At 53.1% G+C, this 18,206-nt stretch carries 19 protein-coding genes; 8 read left to right on the plus strand and 11 right to left on the minus strand.

Annotated features, from left to right (window positions below; translation table 11 throughout):
• Positions 1-3: 3 nt before the first annotated feature.
• The 5 genes from ACZRKO_RS05230 to ACZRKO_RS05250 all read left to right on the plus strand — a co-directional run bounded on the left by ACZRKO_RS05230 (position 4) and on the right by ACZRKO_RS05250 (position 3,902).
• A complete protein-coding gene (locus ACZRKO_RS05230) occupies positions 4-1,122 on the plus strand; it encodes a fimbrial protein (RefSeq protein WP_463736167.1) in 1,119 nt (372 codons plus the stop codon).
• 72 nt (positions 1,123-1,194) lie between these two features.
• The gene (locus ACZRKO_RS05235; RefSeq protein WP_463736168.1) at positions 1,195-1,728 is read left to right on the plus strand and encodes a fimbrial protein; all 534 of its coding nucleotides are present in this window, start codon (positions 1,195-1,197) and stop codon (positions 1,726-1,728) included.
• 91 nt (positions 1,729-1,819) lie between these two features.
• Positions 1,820-2,341 (plus strand): fimbrial protein, encoded by a 522-nt coding sequence (locus ACZRKO_RS05240; protein ID WP_463736169.1) that lies wholly within the window; start codon positions 1,820-1,822, stop codon positions 2,339-2,341.
• A gap of 171 nt (positions 2,342-2,512) precedes the next feature.
• On the plus strand, positions 2,513-3,154 hold the full coding sequence (locus tag ACZRKO_RS05245) for a LuxR C-terminal-related transcriptional regulator (protein ID WP_463736170.1): 642 nt from the start codon (positions 2,513-2,515) through the stop codon (positions 3,152-3,154).
• 64 nt (positions 3,155-3,218) lie between these two features.
• Positions 3,219-3,902 carry a LuxR C-terminal-related transcriptional regulator gene (locus tag ACZRKO_RS05250; protein WP_463736171.1) on the plus strand — a complete coding sequence of 228 codons (684 nt, stop codon included), beginning with the start codon at positions 3,219-3,221 and terminating at the stop codon, positions 3,900-3,902.
• Positions 3,903-4,011: 109 nt separating this feature from the next.
• On the opposite strand, the gene ACZRKO_RS05255 is transcribed toward ACZRKO_RS05250, so the two are convergent.
• Entirely contained in the window at positions 4,012-4,563 is a 552-nt protein-coding gene (locus ACZRKO_RS05255) for a tyrosine-type DNA invertase (RefSeq protein ID WP_463736172.1), read from the minus strand.
• A 677-nt stretch (positions 4,564-5,240) separates the two neighbouring features.
• On the opposite strand from ACZRKO_RS05255, the gene flhB reads away from it, so the two are divergent.
• From flhB to ACZRKO_RS05270, 3 genes are read left to right on the plus strand one after another with little or no spacing between them, the layout of a single operon-like run.
• Positions 5,241-6,392, plus strand: a complete 1,152-nt coding sequence (gene flhB / locus ACZRKO_RS05260) for a flagellar biosynthesis protein FlhB (RefSeq protein ID WP_463736173.1) — start codon at positions 5,241-5,243, stop codon at positions 6,390-6,392.
• Positions 6,385-8,463: a flagellar biosynthesis protein FlhA gene (gene flhA / locus ACZRKO_RS05265; protein ID WP_463736174.1), complete on the plus strand. Its 2,079-nt coding sequence runs from the start codon at positions 6,385-6,387 to the stop codon at positions 8,461-8,463. Before flhB ends, flhA begins: the two co-directional genes overlap by 8 nt.
• Positions 8,463-8,888: a flagellar protein FlhE gene (locus ACZRKO_RS05270; RefSeq protein WP_463736175.1), complete on the plus strand. Its 426-nt coding sequence runs from the start codon at positions 8,463-8,465 to the stop codon at positions 8,886-8,888. Before flhA ends, ACZRKO_RS05270 begins: the two co-directional genes overlap by 1 nt.
• On the opposite strand, the gene ACZRKO_RS05275 is transcribed toward ACZRKO_RS05270, so the two are convergent.
• The 10 genes from ACZRKO_RS05275 to flgM all read right to left on the minus strand — a co-directional run bounded on the left by ACZRKO_RS05275 (position 8,885) and on the right by flgM (position 18,085).
• Positions 8,885-10,021, minus strand: a complete 1,137-nt coding sequence (locus tag ACZRKO_RS05275; RefSeq protein WP_463736176.1) for a fatty acid desaturase family protein — start codon at positions 10,019-10,021, stop codon at positions 8,885-8,887. The two genes, ACZRKO_RS05270 and ACZRKO_RS05275, sit on opposite strands and share 4 nt — an antisense overlap.
• Positions 10,006-11,139 carry a fatty acid desaturase family protein gene (locus ACZRKO_RS05280; RefSeq protein ID WP_463736177.1) on the minus strand — a complete coding sequence of 378 codons (1,134 nt, stop codon included), beginning with the start codon at positions 11,137-11,139 and terminating at the stop codon, positions 10,006-10,008. Before ACZRKO_RS05280 ends, ACZRKO_RS05275 begins: the two co-directional genes overlap by 16 nt.
• A complete protein-coding gene (locus ACZRKO_RS05285; RefSeq protein WP_463736178.1) occupies positions 11,132-12,259 on the minus strand; it encodes a sterol desaturase family protein in 1,128 nt (375 codons plus the stop codon). The genes ACZRKO_RS05280 and ACZRKO_RS05285 overlap by 8 nt, the downstream gene beginning before the upstream one ends.
• Positions 12,256-12,867 carry a phosphatase PAP2 family protein gene (locus ACZRKO_RS05290; protein ID WP_463736179.1) on the minus strand — a complete coding sequence of 204 codons (612 nt, stop codon included), beginning with the start codon at positions 12,865-12,867 and terminating at the stop codon, positions 12,256-12,258. Before ACZRKO_RS05290 ends, ACZRKO_RS05285 begins: the two co-directional genes overlap by 4 nt.
• Complete coding sequence (locus ACZRKO_RS05295) at positions 12,860-14,152, minus strand: F390 synthetase-related protein (protein ID WP_463736180.1); 1,293 nt, start codon at positions 14,150-14,152, stop codon at positions 12,860-12,862. The genes ACZRKO_RS05290 and ACZRKO_RS05295 overlap by 8 nt, the downstream gene beginning before the upstream one ends.
• A complete protein-coding gene (locus ACZRKO_RS05300; RefSeq protein ID WP_463736181.1) occupies positions 14,149-14,955 on the minus strand; it encodes an MBL fold metallo-hydrolase in 807 nt (268 codons plus the stop codon). The genes ACZRKO_RS05295 and ACZRKO_RS05300 overlap by 4 nt, the downstream gene beginning before the upstream one ends.
• On the minus strand, positions 14,948-15,964 hold the full coding sequence (locus tag ACZRKO_RS05305; protein WP_463736182.1) for an NAD-dependent epimerase/dehydratase family protein: 1,017 nt from the start codon (positions 15,962-15,964) through the stop codon (positions 14,948-14,950). Before ACZRKO_RS05305 ends, ACZRKO_RS05300 begins: the two co-directional genes overlap by 8 nt.
• Positions 15,961-16,989, minus strand: coding sequence for a 3-oxoacyl-ACP synthase III family protein (locus tag ACZRKO_RS05310; RefSeq protein WP_463736183.1), 1,029 nt, complete (start codon positions 16,987-16,989; stop codon positions 15,961-15,963). The genes ACZRKO_RS05305 and ACZRKO_RS05310 overlap by 4 nt, the downstream gene beginning before the upstream one ends.
• 292 nt (positions 16,990-17,281) lie before the next feature.
• Entirely contained in the window at positions 17,282-17,719 is a 438-nt protein-coding gene (locus ACZRKO_RS05315) for a flagella synthesis protein FlgN (protein ID WP_463736184.1), read from the minus strand.
• Positions 17,720-17,785: 66 nt separating this feature from the next.
• Positions 17,786-18,085 carry a flagellar biosynthesis anti-sigma factor FlgM gene (gene flgM, locus ACZRKO_RS05320; RefSeq protein WP_463736185.1) on the minus strand — a complete coding sequence of 100 codons (300 nt, stop codon included), beginning with the start codon at positions 18,083-18,085 and terminating at the stop codon, positions 17,786-17,788.
• Between the last annotated feature and the right edge of the window lie 121 nt (positions 18,086-18,206).

The following is an 18,206-nucleotide window of genomic DNA, read 5'->3' on the forward strand; positions in this document are numbered from 1 at the left end:
GAAATGAAGTTATTCAATAAAAAGAGTATGGCTAAACGCGAATCTGTGTCGGTCACTCATGGCGTCTATATTAAATCAGGGGGCATGATGAAGTCCGGATTAATAAAGAAATTAATGTTGTTAGGATTGGGTATTTCGGCTTATGTAATAAGCCAGGGGGCTGAGGCGGCGAGTTGCACGCCTGCGTCCGGTACTAAAATTTTTAACTTTCCCATGACATACAACTTAACTCAGCCTTCGCAAAACGTGACAGGTACAGTGATCCCCGAGGCGTATTCCTGGTCGTTAGGTCAGAACTATGGCGTAAACTGTAGTTGCAGTGGCAGTTATACTGCGCCTTATATTACTACCGTGGTACCTACCAGCGGTGGAGAGGTCTACACCGACGGAACCTTGCATTACTACGGTATAAACCCGTATCTCGGGGTAGCGAGCAGCGTATTTATTGGTGGCGGAATCGGCAGAAACGTCGCCACACCCTTTACCAGCATGAGTAACAGGAATACCACATCGGCAAATTGCACCGGTGGGGTCTATTCCACGGGATCGCAGGGCGTGATTTCCTTATATTTTAGACGGCCATTTGTGGGTGTACAAACGATCCCTTCCACTAAGCTGGTGGATGTTTATGTGGCAACTGACAGCAGCACGCAGTCAGCAACACCGGTAGCCACTGTTTATATGAGTGGTACGGTTACGGTACCGCAGTCCTGTGTCATCAATGGCGGTGGTGTGATTAATATTCCATTTGGCGACATTATGGCCGGAGATATTTCGACCAAAGGGGCTATGGCGAAAAACTTCACCCCTAAAAACCAGCAACTTACTCTGGCGTGCAGCAATATTTCGGATGGCGTAAAAATCAGTCTGTCCTTCCAGGGGACGCCTGATGCCGATGATGCGACCGCACTTGCCACCACAAATAAAGATATTGGTGTACGGATCCAGGACAATACTGGCGCGTCTGTTTCACCGATGACGGGTAATCTGCCAGTCAATATGAATTACAGCACGCAAACAGGGAATTCTGAGATCAATCTGTTCCCGATCAATACTACAGGTAATACACCAGATACAGGGAGTTTTACTGCCACAGCGACCATTCGTGCTGAAATACAGTAAAAATATTCACAATAAAAGAGTGGTATTTAATGCGCAGTGAACTCTGCGCATTATTAAAAAGGAATAGTAAGCATGAAAAACTCTATGACAGGATTATTACCCTCGGTGTTTTTACTCGGTATTATATTTGGGTTTTCATCAAATGCGGTATATGCAGACACGGTTATGAATATCACCGGGAATATTAAGGCTTCTCCTTGTGCTGTTAATTCACCTGGCGGGGGCATTCAGGTCGAGTTGGGAAATAATATTCAGGCAACCACATTGAACACTGCCGGCATGGGATCTCCATGGGTTGGCTTTCCAATCAGTGTGACGGGGTGTCCCGCCGCTACAACGGCTGTAACGATGACTCTGAGTGGCACGCAGGACGGGACGGAAACCAGCATGTTTGCCAATACAGGTACGGCGACAAATGCCCAGATTCAGTTACAAAACGTCAGTGATAGCCGCACGCTGGGAAACGGGGCGACTGTCGTTCAGCCCGTGGATGTTAGCAGCCATTCGACCACGTTTAATTTGCAGGCGCGGGCCTACACTTCTCAAGGCGGAGTCATGCCGGGAACCTTGGTTGGTGTTGTTGTGGCGACCTTCGTCTATCAGTAGCCGTCACTGCATTTTGCATAATTTGAGCAGTAACTATGGCCATGTAGATAACGCATGGTCCCATTAACTAACGTATGTAAAAGGAATGACTATGAGTGGATTTTTCAAATATTCAGCGCTGGTTGCAGTTATTTATGCAGGTGTCAGTGCTAACGCGTTCGCGGACCCGACTCAAATTAACATCAACGGTGTGGTGACGGCCGCTGCGTGTACCGTTGAAAGCGGTGCTACACCGGTTAATGTCCCACTCGACCCCATCGCTGCAACTGACATGACGACTGCGGGACAATCCGGAGCATGGAAAACATTTTCGCTGAAACTGATCAATTGCCCGGCATCAACCACGATCAGCACTGCTACCTTCTCAGGTAATCCGGCGGTATCGGATGCTACCAAGTATGCCAATACGGGTACGGCGAGCAACATCGAGATCGAACTGCAAAACGCTGTTAACAGTGCCGTGTTAAGCAACGGCCAAACTTATGCCACCAACGTGGATTCGGCGACTCACCAGGCTGTGTACAACCTGCAAGCGCGTGCATACACCGCTGAAGGCGGTGTCATGCCGGGCACCATCGTGGGAACCGTGCAGGCAAGCTTTACCTACCAATAAACTGGAAATCACCCCATCACGGCAAACCGTGATGGGGTAAATTAGAAATAAACTCCATTGGATGAGAAGTGTTTTTTCATCCAGCACAAGGTCGAGAATATGAATAACTTACGACTCTCTCCCTTATTTCGCTATTCCCCGCCGGAAACGAAAAGAAGTGGAGTGATCATTATGGATACCTGCCCAATGATCGCACTGGGCATGCGCCGCGTTTTAGTTGAAGACTGTGGAATTCACGAGGAGATAACCCACGTCAGCACGTTGGCTGAGACTATGCAATTGATGAAAAGCCTGAGGCCAGAGATTTTGGTGATGGACTTGTGTGGTGAAAAAGAGTCGGTGCTTGATGGCTTACGTCTGTTATCTCGGATCCGTACGCTTTGGCCTGAGCTGGGTGTGATTGTCTGCACGGCGTTTCATGATTATCGCATATTGCAACTGGTTGCCTCTTCGGGAGTACAGGGGCTCTTATTGAAAAATGAACCGACACTGGCGCTGGCACAATGCGTATCTCAGGTAATGGTGGGGAGCAAGTGTTTCAGCCCGAAAGTCCGACAGCTTTTATGTCTTGAAGTGTTAGGGATCAGCCAAAAACATGAAGGTACGTCGCTGACTACCCGTGAGCTGGACGTACTGACACACCTGTTCTCAGGGATGAATGTCACCTCGGTGGCCGCTACTATGCACCGTGACATTCGCACTGTCAGTACCCACAAACGTAATGCCATGGCGAAGCTCGGCTTTCACAATGACAGCGAACTCTTCGTGCAGGGCACATGGATGGCTAAAACCGGTCCGCACGTCGCAATCTGATTGCCAGGGCCTGACTCAGCCGATATCTAAGAGGTCCGCCCCACGAACAACAAGGAGTTATATCGTGAATATCGCCACTGACAAAACGCTAAAAATAGCACTGATGGACAGCAGTCCTTTAGCGCTGGCAGGTCTTTCTTATTTTGTTCAATCGCTCGGCGTGCAACAGGAGATTCTGTTGCAGGAGACGGGGCTCAGAAAAATCGCTGAAGCGCTGATGTACCAGTCATTTGACGTGCTGATTACTGACCTCTATAGCTACAGTGAAAACCTGAACGAGTGTCGGGACACAATCCTTCGCTTGTGCCGGTTATTCCCTGATTTAACAGTTATTGTCTATACCTCTTGCCAGTCGGGTGAGGAGATGCGCTCACTTCTTTGTGAGCCTAACGTCAGCCTGGTTGCCCGCGATGACCCTTTAACTAAAGTTGCCGATTGTTTCCGGCAAGTGTTGTCCGGTCGTCGTTTTTTAAGTCATAAAATCTGCACCTATTTAGCCAAGCCCAAAAGTTCGGTGGATTCAACGGCGCGTCATTTAACGCTTAGCGAAAATGAGGTACTGAAATACCTCTTTAATGGTATGAGTCTGGGAGAGATAGCCGCACTTAAAAAACTCAGTATTAAAACGATCAGTGCGCATAAATGTAACGCGATGCGAAAATTAGAAGTAAAAAATGATGCCGGATTATTTATGCTGAAAAACGATATCCTATCGGTAATGGATTTCGCGGTGATGGGAAGAAGTTAAGATATCGGTGCCTGATGAAAGTGTATTGTCCCCTAATAGCTCCCGCTAATGGGGGCAAGATATTGGGGGGCAATATGCGCGATTAAAAAATGGAACTCAAGCTATTAGATCAAATATTGACCACCCGAAAGCGTTCTACATTACTGGCAGTGTAAATAACCGTGTTTTGAATATTACGGTGCCCTAAATAATCCTGAATAAGGCGCGTGTCGAATCCTTTATCGGCTAATGCATAACCACAGGCATGTCTGAGCATATGAGGATGTACTTTGATATTAATCCCTCCCGTTTCACCGTATTTTCTTATGAGCCGGTAAAGTTGCTGCCGGGATAGTTGCCCGCCGTGCCTGGAGAGGAATAGCCAATTACTGTCTGAGTCCAGATATTGGGATCGTACATTTAACCAATCAACAATGGCGGTTATTTCTCTCGGTTGCAGGGGATGTTGAACAGAAAATCCATTTTTCAAACGTGATACTTGCATTCTCTTTGTCTGAAGTTCGATGTCGTTAACACGCAAATTTATTAACTCACTGACTCGTAAACCATGAATAAAACACATCAATAGCATACATTTATCACGAGAGTTATTTTTCCCCAGCGCCGTCGCTGCAATCAGACTTTCAATCTCAACCTGACTTAAAAACTTTCTCCTTTGCATCGTTCTCTATCCTTTGAGTTAACTATTCCTACCATGGTCGAACCTATCCACGTAAATCGTGCTCATTAAACATTGAGCTATCAATGTAATCAATAATACTTAGGATTATTCTTCTTTCATTTAACTTATACGTTAATTTGTGCTTTTTCATGGATGAAAGTTAATATTAATTTTAATTACTAGGAATAACAATGAATTAGAATTTCAATACTTCTGCTATGAAATTCAATTCTGTAAAGATATTCTGAAAGGCATGAGATTTAAAGCATAAAATATTTATTTTATGACTTTAACTAATTAATTAATGTAGATTTTATGTGAAAAAAGGATAAAGTGCTGACGCGGAGTGTTATGTCACGGGGTGGGGTAATAGAGTAATAATTTACGACACATAAACGTGTAAATAAGATGTTTCGCATGAAAAGCTGAGTATTAAAGTGCGATTTAGCGAGATATTAATTTCAGAATGTAAAAAAGACTTATCAAGTCTTTCTTGTACCGCGATTTGGCTTTCCCGAGCTACTCTCCCTTTCATCTGACCCTTAACCCATTCTTCTGCTTGCCAATCAATGTGTCAAATAGCCTGCATTTTCCACCTCTTTTCAGACCATGACAATCGGTAACCTTTGTCATTATAGGCATGAAAATTTGTACCTAGAGCTGACAGGAACCTCACGGTGGCTGAAGAAAGCGATCTCGAAAAAAGCGAAGCCCCCACACCCCACAAGCTTGAAAAGGCCCGCGAAGAGGGGCAAATCCCGCGTTCGCGCGAACTGACTTCCATGCTGATGCTGGGAGCCGGTTTGTCATTGCTGTGGATGTCCGGTGAGTCGATGGCACGCCAGTTGGCGGTGATGATCGCTCAGGGGCTGAATTTCGATCACGACATCATCAGTAATGACCGACAAATGCTGCAACAGATGGCCTCTCTGCTTGGGCGCGCCGTCTGGGCGCTGTTTCCGGTGATCGGTGGTCTGATTCTGGTCGCGCTGGCCGCACCGCTGCTGCTGGGGGGGCTGAATTTCAGCGGCAAATCCTTCGCACCGAAATTAAGCCGTATGGATCCGATTGCGGGGCTCAAGCGTATGTTCTCCGGTCAGGTACTGGCCGAATTGCTCAAAGCCATACTGAAAGCCACCATTGTCGGCTGGATTTGCGGCCTCTATCTGTGGCACCACTGGCCGGAAATGATGCGTCTGATGGCGCAACCGACCATTCCGGCGCTGGGTGAAGCGCTGAATATGATTGTGTTTTGCGGACTGATGATTGTGCTCGGGTTGACGCCGATGGTGGGTTTTGACGTCTTCTGGCAGATCTGGACGCACATTAAAAAACTGCGCATGAGTAAGCAGGACATCCGCGACGAACATAAAAGTCAGGAGGGCGACCCGCACGTCAAAGGGCGCATCCGTCAGCAACAGCGCGCAATGGCCAGACGCCGCATGATGGCCGATGTACCAAAAGCCGACGTGATTGTCACCAACCCGACGCACTACGCCGTCGCGCTGCAATACAGTGAAAATAAAATGAGTGCGCCAAAAGTGCTGGCCAAAGGGGCAGGCGACGTAGCCCTGCGTATTAAAGAACTCGGCGCTGAACACAACATTCCGATGCTGGAGGCACCGCCGCTGGCGCGTGCGCTTTATCGTCACAGTGACATTGGTCAGCAAATCCCTGCGGCGCTCTATGCGGCCGTGGCAGAAGTGCTGGCGTGGGTTTATCAACTGAAACGCTGGAAGCGTGAAGGCGGATTAGCTCCGAAGAAACCTGAACGTTTACCCGTGCCTGAGGCACTGGACTTTGCTGGAGAGATAGAAACACATGGGTAATCTGGCTGCGCTACTGCGCTTACCAAGTTTCAAAGACACACAGTGGCAGGTGCTGGCCGGACCGATCCTGATCCTGATTATTCTGTCGATGATGGTACTGCCGTTACCGCCGTTTATTCTCGACCTGCTGTTTACCTTCAACATTGCGCTGTCGATCATGGTGTTGCTGGTGGCGATGTTCACCCAGCGTACGCTGGAATTTGCCGCGTTCCCGACCATTCTGCTGTTCTCCACCTTGCTGCGACTGTCACTCAACGTCGCGTCGACCCGTATTATTTTGCTGGAAGGCCATACCGGCACTGCAGCGGCGGGGCGCGTCGTAGAGGCCTTCGGCCACTTCCTGGTGGGGGGTAATTTTGCCATCGGCATTGTGGTGTTTATCATTCTGGTGCTGATCAATTTCATGGTGATCACCAAGGGTGCCGGACGTATTGCCGAAGTCGGCGCGCGTTTTGTCCTCGACGGGATGCCCGGCAAACAGATGGCGATTGACGCTGACCTCAACGCCGGTCTGATTGGCGAAGATGAAGCCAAACAGCGCCGCTCCGAAGTGACGCAGGAAGCCGACTTTTACGGCTCGATGGACGGTGCGAGTAAATTCGTGCGCGGTGATGCCATCGCCGGTCTGATGATCATGATCATCAACGTCGTCGGCGGCTTACTGGTCGGCGTACTGCAACACAACATGGACATCGGCCACGCGGCGGAGAGCTACACCTTGCTGACCATCGGTGATGGTCTGGTGGCACAGATCCCCGCGCTGGTTATCTCTACGGCGGCGGGGGTTATCGTGACCCGCGTCGGTACCAACGAAGACGTCGGCGAGCAGATGGTCACCCAGCTGTTCCGCAATCCGCGCGTCATGATGCTGAGCGCCTGCGTACTGGGCTTACTGGGGCTGGTACCCGGTATGCCAAACTTCGTCTTCCTGCTGTTCACCGGCGGCCTGCTCGCGCTGGCATGGTGGACGCGCGGTCAGCAACAAAAACCGGCGGCGGCGAAAGACGTTGTCCCGGTGAATACCGATAATAAACAGTTGGTCGAAGCCAGTTGGTCTGACGTTCAGCTGGAAGATTCGTTGGGAATGGAAGTGGGTTATCGCCTCATTCCGATGGTGGACTACGCACAGAACGGCGAACTGCTGGGCCGTATTCGCAGCATCCGTAAAAAATTCGCGCAGGAGATGGGCTATCTGCCGCCGGTTATTCACATTCGTGACAACCTCGAACTGCCACCGGCCGGTTATCGCATTATGATGAAAGGCGTGGAAATCGGCACCGGCGAAGCGCATCCGGGCCGCTGGATGGCGATCAACCCAGGCAACGCCATCGGCGAACTGCCGGGCGAAATAACACAAGATCCCGCCTTTGGTCTGGCCGCCGTATGGATAGAACCGGCACTGCGTGAACAGGCGCAGATTCAGGGCTTTACCGTGGTGGAAGCCAGTACAGTGGTCGCCACCCACCTTAACCACCTGATCAGCCTGCATGCTCAGGAACTGTTCGGGCGACAAGAAACGCAGGAGCTGCTCGAGCGCGTCTCCAAAGAGCTGCCGAAACTGACTGAAGATTTCGTGCCGGGCGTGGTGACGCTGACCACGCTGCACAAAGTGTTGCAGAACCTGCTCGCCGAGCGGGTGTCTATCCGCGATATGCGCACGATTATTGAAACGCTGGCCGAACATGCGCCGAACCAGAATGACCCGAACGAACTGACCTCTGTGGTGCGTGTTGCACTGGGCCGCGCCATTACCCAGCAGTGGTTCCCTGGAACGGGAGAAGTGCAGGTTATCGGGCTGGACACCTCGCTTGAACGTTTGCTGTTGCAGGCGCTACAGGGAGGCGGTGGCCTCGAACCAGGTCTGGCTGAACGTCTGTTGACTCAGGCGCAGGCTGCGTTACAGCGTCAGGAAATGAACGGTGCACCGCCGGTGCTGCTGGTCAATCACGCCCTGCGTGCGCTGCTCTCCCGCTTCCTGCGCCGTTCGCTACCGCAGATTGCCGTCATGTCGAATCTGGAAATGAGCGACACCCGCCAGATTCGCATGACGGCGACCATCGGGGGCGAGTGATGTCGAACAACGTGTCATTGATTTGCGCGGGGTTGCTTTCTGTGCTGAGTGCGCCATCTTACGCGGCGGGATCCTGGTCTGACAGCCAGCCGGGTGTGACTTTGCAAAACCGGGGCGTGGCGAGTTCAGCCCCGGCGTTGACTCCGCCAGACAGTGCGCCGGTCAGGCAGACGCCGTCGGCGACCGTTGAATCGGTCAGTTGGAACTACCGGTTGTACGGCCCGCAGCCCGCAGGGTTACAGGTCAAATTGTGCAACACCAACAACCGCTGTGCAGAGCTGGACGGCGCCAGCGGGCAGACCCGCGCCTTCTTCGGCCAGTCGGCACAAACCCCTTTCAGACTGGTGTTTTTTGTCGAAGGCAAGGGCAGGTTAAACCCGCCGCTGCGCATCGTCAGCCAGCAAGTGATCGTCAATTATCGCTAATCGGAACGCCGTTTTTGCGGTGTTTTTAACAGCCCGTGAGCGGGCTGTCCACGCCCCATAGCCCGCAGAAAGCGCTGCTGCGCGGCCAGAATATCCCCCAGTGAGACACTGTGATAGGTCACGCCATGGCGTGGCGCAACATCAGCAATAATGGCGGACAGCGCCGGATAATGACGATGATTCCAGTTAGGGAAAATATGGTGCGTCAGATGCCGGTTCAGTTCGCCCATCCAGTAGGATGCCTGACGCGGACGCGGCACCCAGTCGATGGTCGTGGCGAAAACATGGCGATAGCGACCATGTTTGAAGCGCCCGTCGGCGGGAGCCTCATAAAATGTCCCCATCGCCCAATGTGACCCTAAAATCAGCACCACAAAAATCAACGATGAGAGCATCTGGCTACCTAAATAACATAACAGCAGAGTCTGTACGCTGGCCCCTTGCGGATGCAGAACGAAATAAGGCACAACCAGCGCCAGCAGCAAATGCAGGGCTTTGGTGACCAGAAAAATACCCCAGCCGGTCACGCCGTGGTGGCGCATTTTTGGCTGCACGCGGGTTTTCCCTGCACGGTCATACCAGTCGAAAAACCAGATGATGCAGGGAAACGTCAGCGCAGCGACAAAGGGCCAATAGTATTGCTGGGCGCGCATAAAGCCTTTAATGCGCTGAAACGGCGTCTGGCGCAACACGCCGTTTTCCTCAATATCGAGATCGAACCCCTTCACATTGAGATGCGCGTGATGACATTCGACGTGGCGCACCCGCCAGCAATCCGGGTCGAGGCCTAGCGGAATACAAATCACCATGTTCAGCGCACGGTTAGCCCATTGCTGGCGAAAGAAGGCGTTGTGGGATGCATCGTGCACGGCGTTAATGGCCAGCAGCATGGCGGTAAAAATAAAACCAAAATATCCGCAGGCGAAACCCGCTGTGCTTCCTGCCGTCAGGCTCAGCGTGTAAAACAGCGCGCAGAGCGATATCAGAAAGAGGAGTTTGCCGATCATCCTGCCGTCGGCGAAGCGGTGATCGCGGTTCGTGAGCAAATATTGGTTGGCTGCCTGAGTCAGGTCGCGATGCAGGGCCAGATCGTCACGCTGCTGGTAAGTCGGGGCGTTCACTTCGGCTGCCATGGGCTCTCCGTATGGCCGGTGCGCGGGTCATCGCCGCTTCCCATGGTTTTTAGAAATTGCTGCTGTTCACGCATAAGCTGACGATAGCCAATACAGCGGTAATTCATGCCGTGCTGGCGGGCGACGCGTTCAATGATTTTCGCCAGTGCCGGACAGTGGCGATGATGCCAACCGGGGAAAAGATGATGCGTCAGGTGCAGGTTAAGCATGCCAAACCATTTTTGCAGCCATAATGGAGAAGGCTGCCAGTCGCAAGCCGTGGCGAAATTATGCTTATACCAGCCCTGCGGCATCCGTCCGTCGGTGGGCGCATCGTAAAACTCAGCCTGTGCCCAGTGGGTACCGAGCAGCAAAAAAACCACCATCAGCGAAGCAATCATCTGGCTAATAACATAACTGACAATGACCACACCCGCACCAATACCATGGAGATGCGCAGTCCATAACGGGATCATCAGAACGACCAGCAAGTGTGCGATTTTGGCCGCCGTAAAGATCAACCAGCCCCGTTTTCCGGGCAACGCCCCTTTTTGCGCCAGCGGCGTTTTACCCAGTCTGTCTGACCAGTCAAATATCCACGCAATATAGGGCAGCGAAAGCGCGGCAATCAGTGGCCAGTAAATATGCTGAAAACGCATATAAGACCGGTGCTGCTGATAAGGACTCTGGCGGAAAAAACCGTTCTCCTCGGTATCCAGATCGTAATGTTCCACATTGGCATAGCGGTGATGAAACTCGACGTGGCGTAAGCGCCAGTAGTCGGGGTCAACACCCAGCGGCAGCGTCACCAGACGCCCTATGATCCGGTTAGCGCGCGGGATACGTAAAAAAACGTTATGGGAAGCGTCATGATTCACATTGACGTTCAGCAACATGCCCGCCATCACAAACAGCAGATAGCCGCCGAAAAACCCCCAGCTGTTTTGCTGTGTCAGACAGAGGAGATAGCCGCCAACGCACGCCAGTGCCAGCACTAAGGCTTTGCACAGGTGGATCCCGTCGGCGAAGCGGTGATCTTGCAACTCTTTTAGGTACGCCTGCGCTTCGCGGTGTAACTGACGATGGAACGCCTGTTCACCGTCGGGCATAAACAGCGGCATATCGGGTAATTTACTCATGGCTGACAACCTGCGATATTTGGCGGCGGCCCAGGCCACAGGCCAGGGTAAAGGCGTGCAGCAAAGCGAGCGGCATCAGCACCATCCAAAATGCGTCACGCCATTCCAGCAGCGCGATGAAAACCAACGGCAGGGACAGCGTAATGGCCAGCCACAGCGTGACGCCCCAGTGACGGCCTTCAGAAATTCCGCCAAACGCCAGAGTGCCCGACGCCAGCAGTAAAAACAGACAGATTTGCGGCAGGCCAATGGCGTCATAGCCATAGCCAAACCGGTAGACATACCCAATTACCAGCGAGAATAAAAGCATCGCGCCGATAAACAAACTGGCGACCGAACAGTGAAACTGTGCCGTTTTCTGCTGCGTGCGGAAGGGCAGTTTCAGATAGCGGAAGAACGGCAGATTGCTGGCCCAGAACGGGTTTTCTGAGTGGCGTTCTTTGCCTGCGCCAAAGCTGAAATCGCCTTCTGGCAGGGCTGGGCAGAAAGTGCCGAACAATTTGTCCCAGAAAATAAAGCTGCCGCCGAAGTTTTTATCCGAGTAAAAACGGTCATTGACATGATGAATGCGGTGATGTGACGGTGTCACAAATATCTTCTCAAGAAAACCTAATTTTGGGGTCAGCGCATTATGATTAAACAGTTGTATCGTGTAGTGCAGCAGCGAAACGGTGATAAACACCGACAGCGGCACGCCCAGAACGGCCAGTAGCATAAAGAAAGGGATGGAGGTCAGCGAGGAGTACCACGAATTACGCACCCCGAGAGAAAGATTAAAGTGCTCCCCCTGATGGTGAACCACATGCACCGCCCAGAGCGCCCCCAGCTTATGATGCAAACGGTGCAACCAGTAAAACCCGAAATCCCAGGCCAGCAGGGCAAATAACCACACCAGCGGCGCAGGCCAACTGCTCAGCCAGTTGAGACTGAAATGCGCAGCGACCATACCATAACAAAATATCTCCAGACCGCGGAAAAGCCACAGCATAATATGACCGGAGTTCAGGTTGAAAATCACATCCCGCCAGTTCACGGCCTCCTTATGCACCCGCTCTAATATCCAGGCTTCGCCGGTGACGACGACCAACATAAAGATGATGGGGATAATTAAATCTGTCATGGGATCCTTCCTTGTGATGTCGTTTGAGACTGTCTCATAACGCGCCATAACCCGGCGCCGACGCAAAATGCCAGTGCAGAACCGCTCAGTAAATCGACAAACAAATGGCGGCGTAGCTGTAAAATAGAAAAACCGATTGCCACACACCACAACACATACAGCACCGTTCTTAACGGGTGTTCGCGGCGGCTCAAGGCCCACACGGCCAGCACGGTGAGCGCCATATGCAGTGAAGGCAGGCAATTTTGGGCGGAATCGATGTGAATAAGCTGAGTCAGTAGCTTCGCGCTGAGCGAGGCATCTGGCCTGTATGTCGGATAGATCAACGTAGTCGGCCACAGCAGATAGACCGCGCCGGAAAACAGCGCGGTGATCGCCATGGCATTTCTCAGCCAGTGCAGCCGCGCGGCCGGACAGGTCAGATAGGCCAGCGGGATGATCAGGAAAAACGACAGATAAAGCCAGATGCCGTCGGGGCTAAAAGTCACCATCCGGTCGATAAACGACGGCGAGAGCACGGTCCCCGGACGCTGGAAGGCATCCGTGAGGTGGTAAACCACGCCGACGCCGCCCCAGCCGGTCAACAGGCACACTAAACGATCACGCATTGACGCTCTCCTTATGACGCAGGATCCGCCGCTTTTTATGCATAAACTGTTGTGCGATTTCACCGGCCTGCAACGTCCATTGCAGCCGTGCCACATCGACGCCCTGTACGGCAAAATGCTTCTCCAACTGCGTTTTACAGTGCTCAATTTCCGCCGGGCTACCGTCGCTGTGCAGGTGCAGTTCCCGCGAATTGTGCTGAACCAGCCGGTAGTCGGCGGTCAGCGGGAGCGCATTGGCGATCACGCGGTTGCAGGCGTCGGCAAACATCACTTTCTCTGTTTGCCCTGCTCCCGGCAGCACCAGCCAGTCATCACAGCGGCCTTCAATCCGCTCCAGTGCCAGCGTCACCCGGCCACAGGGGCAAGGTAACTGGCGTTTTACCAGAACATCATCCAGCCGGTAGCGGACAATCGGTTGGGTATGGCGGGTAAAGTCTGTGATCACCGGAACAAAGCGCTGTTCGTCGATCCACTCCGGCTCGACGTGAATAAACTCTTCGTTTAAATGCAACGTTCCCCGCTCGCAGGTCGCGGCCAGAAAGCCTTCGGTGGCCTGATACACTTCGCCAACGTGATGAAAAACCTGTTCTAACAACTGGCGATCCTGAGGTGTCAGCACTTCGGCGACGGAAATCACCCGCTTTACCGTCATATTCAACTGCTGATGCAGCACCGCCAGCGCCAGTTGCCGCAAGACCTGCGCCGGTGCCACGATGATCGTCGGGGCAAACTGCAGCAAACGGGTCGTTTGCTGGTCGAAAGGTGAGAACAGGTCGAAGAATTCCAGGCTCAGCCAGCGGTTATTGACGCTGTGATAGAGATGACTATCCGCCCGTAAAAACATGGCGACGCGTTCACCACGGCGAAAACCGTCGGGCAGCATTTTCGCCAGCATCCCACCGGCCCACATCTGCTGTTCATGCGGGCTGACCACAAACAAGCCGCGCTGGCCGGAGGTGCCGGACGACAAGCCCACGCTGAAACCGTTTACCTGCGGTGTGAAATCGCGATCCTGTTCGGCACGCTGGGCGCAGGCCAGTAACGCGTCTTTATGCAATCCGGCTGTGTTCATCTGATCGAAATGGGCCATCATCAGGGCCTTGTTCATCACCGGCCAGTCCTGATGATGAGCGGGGTTATAACCCCGAAACCACGGGCTGCGGGAGAGGGTCCGGCGGGCAAATTGCCGCAGCTTTTTCTGCTGCCAGTCGAGCAGCGCGTCGCGGTCGCGAAAGCGTAACCGGCGGGTGCGCAGATAATGCCAGAGGGTGGTCAGTGACATCATAAATCGCCCTCGTGACACAGACGGATTTCAACGTTCCCGCCGAGAAATAACTGATGCAGCCGGTCAAGGGTGCGGTAATAGGCCGGGGCATCGTCCATCACCAGATGCGCCAGCCGCGACGGGCCGCGCAGATGTTGATAACTGAGCGGTGACCAGGCAGCGTCGCTGGCCAGCAATACCCAGCCCGATTCCGTTTGCACAAATGCCCCGATATGCCCGGCCGCGTGACCGGGCAACGGCACCAGAATGATCTCCTGAGCACTCTCCGGCAAGGCAAAACCTTGCTCAAAGGGGGCCAGTTCGACAGGCAGTGCGATCTGGTCAAAGCGTTCCATAAACTGCAAACCGCGCTCAAAGTCGTCCGGGATCAGACCCGGTACGAACGCCCGTTTCAGGGCCGCAAAGCCACGCAATGTACGGCTGGCTTCCCAGCCCACCGCGCTGCAAATTGACGGCACGCCACGAAAATCGCGCAGACCGGCGATATGGTCCCCATGGAAGTGGGAGATGATCAGCCCGTGAATATCGGCGGGCAAAATACCCTGACTTTCCAACTGACGAAACAGGGCATCGCCAGAGTTGAAATGGACCGGAGTAGTTTTACGGTACAGGCGGAAAATGCCCTGCGAAGTGTAATGTTCAAAGTGATCGGCGTAGCCGGTATCCCACAGCCAGCGTTTGCCCTGAGCCTCCAGTAACCAGGCGCGGGCCGGAAATTTACACACCCGCCAGCCGGCTCCTTTCAGCGCCATGCAGCCGGGGTGCAGACAATAACCCACCTCAAATGTTGTGATGTTAGCCATTCAGACTCCCTGGATTTTTCCGCATGGCGTTTGCCGTCAGGGCGATACCTTCCGCCAGCGAATAGACCGGCTGATACTTCAGTTCAGTGCGCGCGCGCATCTGGCTCAGCGTCATATCAAAATTGACCGCCCCCACGCTGTAGCGGGTGAGCATCGGTTCTTTGTGGGTAAACCGGGCTACGGCTTCCATACCGGCGGCCAGACTATAAAGCAGCGGATAGGCGACGGTTTTAATCGTAAAGTTGATCCCCAGCTCTTCACCCAACAACTGGTTTAGCATGACGTTCAGGGGCTGAGGCTGGTGGTTGGTAATGTTATAAGCTGCACCGGCTGGCAGGACGTCCTGCACCGTTGCCAGCCACATGGCTTCGACCACGTTGAGCGTGAACGTCAGGTCCAGCAGTGCGTCGCCACCGCGCGGCAAGCGCAGAACCCCTTTTTGCTGACGAATCTGTTGCAGCACGCGGGGCAATATCACCCGATCATGCGGGCCAAACAGCCCCCTGGGGCGCAAAATGGTATAGCGCGTCAGAGGGAATTGTTGCTGGCGTTGCTGAATATGTTGTTCGGCTAAAAACTTACTTTTTGCATAATGATTGGCAAAAGCTCTGGCGCGGAAACGTTCATCAATATTAGTGCGGTGCGTGAAATCAAAATAAATGGCGGGGGTGGAAATATGCACAAAGCGCGGGATGTCCGCCTGCCCGGCAGCAGCGGCCAACCGATCGGTGACCTGAGTGTTAGTCAGCATGAACGAGGGTTCACTGCCCCACGGCGACGACTTCGCCGCGCAATGCCAGATAGCGTCGCAGCCTTTAACCAGCGACAGGCAGTCCGCCTGTGTGGCGACATCGAGATCGATAAACCGGAACTCTGCGCCCAATTGCGCCAGCGCTTTCCCCGTATGGAGGTCACGACCGGTGGCGACCACCTGATGACCTTTCGCCAGCAGCCACTCGGTGGCATTGCGCCCGAGGCCGCTGGCGGCACCCGTTACGACTATTTTCATGGCATCAATACCATGCCACCAAGCGTTAAGCCCGCGGCGGTACCTACCAGAGCAACCGGTTTGCCGGGTTTGAAGCGGCCATGTGTAATGGCGTAGTGCAGGGCGGTCGGAATGGATGCGGAGACCTGATTGCCATGTTGGCGATAGATATCAATTAGCACGTCGGCGGGCACGTTTAGCCGGCGGCGCATGTGTTCGAGTGAGACGTGGCTGGCCTGATGCGGAATAACCGTCGCCAGATCGGTCTGACAACAACCGGCAGATGACAACAACCGCTGCCAGTAACCTTCAATCAGCGCTGCCGCCTGACGGAACAGGCGTTTACCGTCCATCTGGAACAGAAAATCGCTGTGATGTAACCCGGCGCGTGGGTTGCGGCGAGTGCCGCCTGCGCGGATCTGGCACAGGTCGATTCCGGCAGGATAAGTCTCCAGCAGGCAGGAAAGAATACCGCTTTGCCCGTCTCCCTGTTCAACAATGGCGCAGGCAGCGCCGTCGCCAAGAATAATCGACGACTCTTCATGTTCCCAGTCAATCCCGCGCGATGCCAGTTCGGCGCTGACAATGGCAATACGACGGTAAGCGCCGGTATTGAGCAACCCGGCGGCGACCTGTAACGCCGAAATAAAACTCACGCAACTGGTGTTGATATCAAAACTGCTGATGCCTTTTTTCAGCGGCGACGCTTTCAGTACATGCGCAGCGCTAAAAGGCAGGGCCTGAACCGGGATCGCCGACGCGTAGATCAGTAAATCGATAGACTCCGGGGCAATAGCCTGACGATTCAACGCATCCCGCAGCGCAGCAACGGCCAGATCAACCTGGCTGGCGCTATCACTGCCGTGGAAACGAAAATCGATACCAGAGCGCTTTTCCACAAAACCGGTAGGTTTACCGAGCCGGATATCCAGTTCTGCCGACGTCACTTTGGTGGATGGCAGCGCCGCGCCTGTCGCGATGATTTTCAGCGGTGTCAGCGGGCCATAAGTGGCACGGAAAGATTGGGTATTTCCTTGTAAAGTCACAAATATCCTTATGAAACCGGCAGGTCTTCAACAACAGGGAAGTGGCAACGGCCAAATCGTATAATTTGACAGCATATTACCGTTTTTTTTGGGGTGCGCTAGCGGGTTACTGACAATCGGTGTTTTTACGGGCGATACTGACAAAGGCTGGGAAATATCTTATGCCTGAGGTCATCGGATTTTCCATCAAAGTGGAACATTCCCGACATTTCCTGCGGTCGGCTCAGCGGAACGTTGCGGCGCGAGGGCAGGAAAATAACTCAGGCAGTGATGCTTAGCGTGAAGAGGGGATTTATACCGAAATCTTACGTACGGATTGTCCGCTGACGGAGGTCTGTCCGTTTGGGCCGTACAATTTCTGGGTCTGGCTGGCGTTAAGGATCGCCATCGCCTGGCTGTTATAAGCCAGCTGCTTATCGAGCAGCATACCATTGTGGCGGTTGATGTGGCTGAGCTTCTCGCTCAGTTGCACCACGGTCTTCCACATGCCAGCAATTTCCGGCTGACGCGAATAGGGGGCGGTTTGCTTGAGCCTGACATCATGTTCACGGCGCTGTTTATCAAGATAATCGACGGTGGTCAGCAATGAACTTTTTTGCTCGGTGATGTGCTGCAAAGCCACCCCATTGACGCGCCCGGAGCATAACAACGTTTGTTCATGATGGATGATGAGATCCAGGGCTTGCAGCGTTTCAACCAACGTATTCATCGTCTTGATAAAAGTCTTCATCGGGCTTTATGACCTTTCAACACAGTAGCTTTCAACATAAATAGCTTGCAACGCAGACACCTGCTACTACACGTTTTTCAGATAGTCTTGGGTGTCTTGCAGCAGCGCATCGGCGATTTTGCCGGTATCCATCGTCAGTTTGCCATCGCGGATAGCCTGTTTCAGCTCTTCCACGCGGGCGGTATTAATATCTTGTGAGCTTGACTGCGTCAGGGTGGCCTGCGCGTCGCTCAGGGTTACAGCCGTGCCGCTGACCGGTGCTGTAACATTGTTCTCTTTTTTGGCAGCCTGTGCGGCAACGTCAGATGGATCGCGTTGCTGGATCGGGCTGACAGGTTGTGATGCCTGGGTACGTTCGATGCTCATAATGATTCTCCAATAAAACGGATCTGATGTCTGATAACCCGCTAACGACTCTGAGTAAGGCCGTCAAATACGGCTCTGATAGTAGGTTATCGACATCTCAGGCCAAAACTTTAACCCTTAT

This window comes from Ewingella sp. C233, assembly GCF_055407225.1.

What these genes read in the sequence shown, in the direction of transcription:
- ACZRKO_RS05230 (WP_463736167.1), top strand. Translation starts at nt 4, where the DNA reads ATGAAGTTATTCAATAAAAAGAGTATGGCTAAACGCGAATCTGTGTCG.
- ACZRKO_RS05235 (WP_463736168.1), top strand. Translation starts at nt 1,195, where the DNA reads ATGAAAAACTCTATGACAGGATTATTACCCTCGGTGTTTTTACTCGGT.
- ACZRKO_RS05240 (WP_463736169.1), top strand. Translation starts at nt 1,820, where the DNA reads ATGAGTGGATTTTTCAAATATTCAGCGCTGGTTGCAGTTATTTATGCA.
- ACZRKO_RS05245 (WP_463736170.1), top strand. Translation starts at nt 2,513, where the DNA reads ATGGATACCTGCCCAATGATCGCACTGGGCATGCGCCGCGTTTTAGTT.
- ACZRKO_RS05255 (WP_463736172.1), bottom strand. Translation starts at nt 4,563, where the DNA reads ATGCAAAGGAGAAAGTTTTTAAGTCAGGTTGAGATTGAAAGTCTGATT.
- flhA (WP_463736174.1), top strand. Translation starts at nt 6,385, where the DNA reads ATGGGTAATCTGGCTGCGCTACTGCGCTTACCAAGTTTCAAAGACACA.
- ACZRKO_RS05270 (WP_463736175.1), top strand. Translation starts at nt 8,463, where the DNA reads ATGTCGAACAACGTGTCATTGATTTGCGCGGGGTTGCTTTCTGTGCTG.
- ACZRKO_RS05275 (WP_463736176.1), bottom strand. Translation starts at nt 10,021, where the DNA reads ATGGCAGCCGAAGTGAACGCCCCGACTTACCAGCAGCGTGACGATCTG.
- ACZRKO_RS05280 (WP_463736177.1), bottom strand. Translation starts at nt 11,139, where the DNA reads ATGAGTAAATTACCCGATATGCCGCTGTTTATGCCCGACGGTGAACAG.
- ACZRKO_RS05285 (WP_463736178.1), bottom strand. Translation starts at nt 12,259, where the DNA reads ATGACAGATTTAATTATCCCCATCATCTTTATGTTGGTCGTCGTCACC.
- ACZRKO_RS05290 (WP_463736179.1), bottom strand. Translation starts at nt 12,867, where the DNA reads ATGCGTGATCGTTTAGTGTGCCTGTTGACCGGCTGGGGCGGCGTCGGC.
- ACZRKO_RS05295 (WP_463736180.1), bottom strand. Translation starts at nt 14,152, where the DNA reads ATGATGTCACTGACCACCCTCTGGCATTATCTGCGCACCCGCCGGTTA.
- ACZRKO_RS05300 (WP_463736181.1), bottom strand. Translation starts at nt 14,955, where the DNA reads ATGGCTAACATCACAACATTTGAGGTGGGTTATTGTCTGCACCCCGGC.
- ACZRKO_RS05305 (WP_463736182.1), bottom strand. Translation starts at nt 15,964, where the DNA reads ATGAAAATAGTCGTAACGGGTGCCGCCAGCGGCCTCGGGCGCAATGCC.
- ACZRKO_RS05315 (WP_463736184.1), bottom strand. Translation starts at nt 17,719, where the DNA reads ATGAAGACTTTTATCAAGACGATGAATACGTTGGTTGAAACGCTGCAA.
- flgM (WP_463736185.1), bottom strand. Translation starts at nt 18,085, where the DNA reads ATGAGCATCGAACGTACCCAGGCATCACAACCTGTCAGCCCGATCCAG.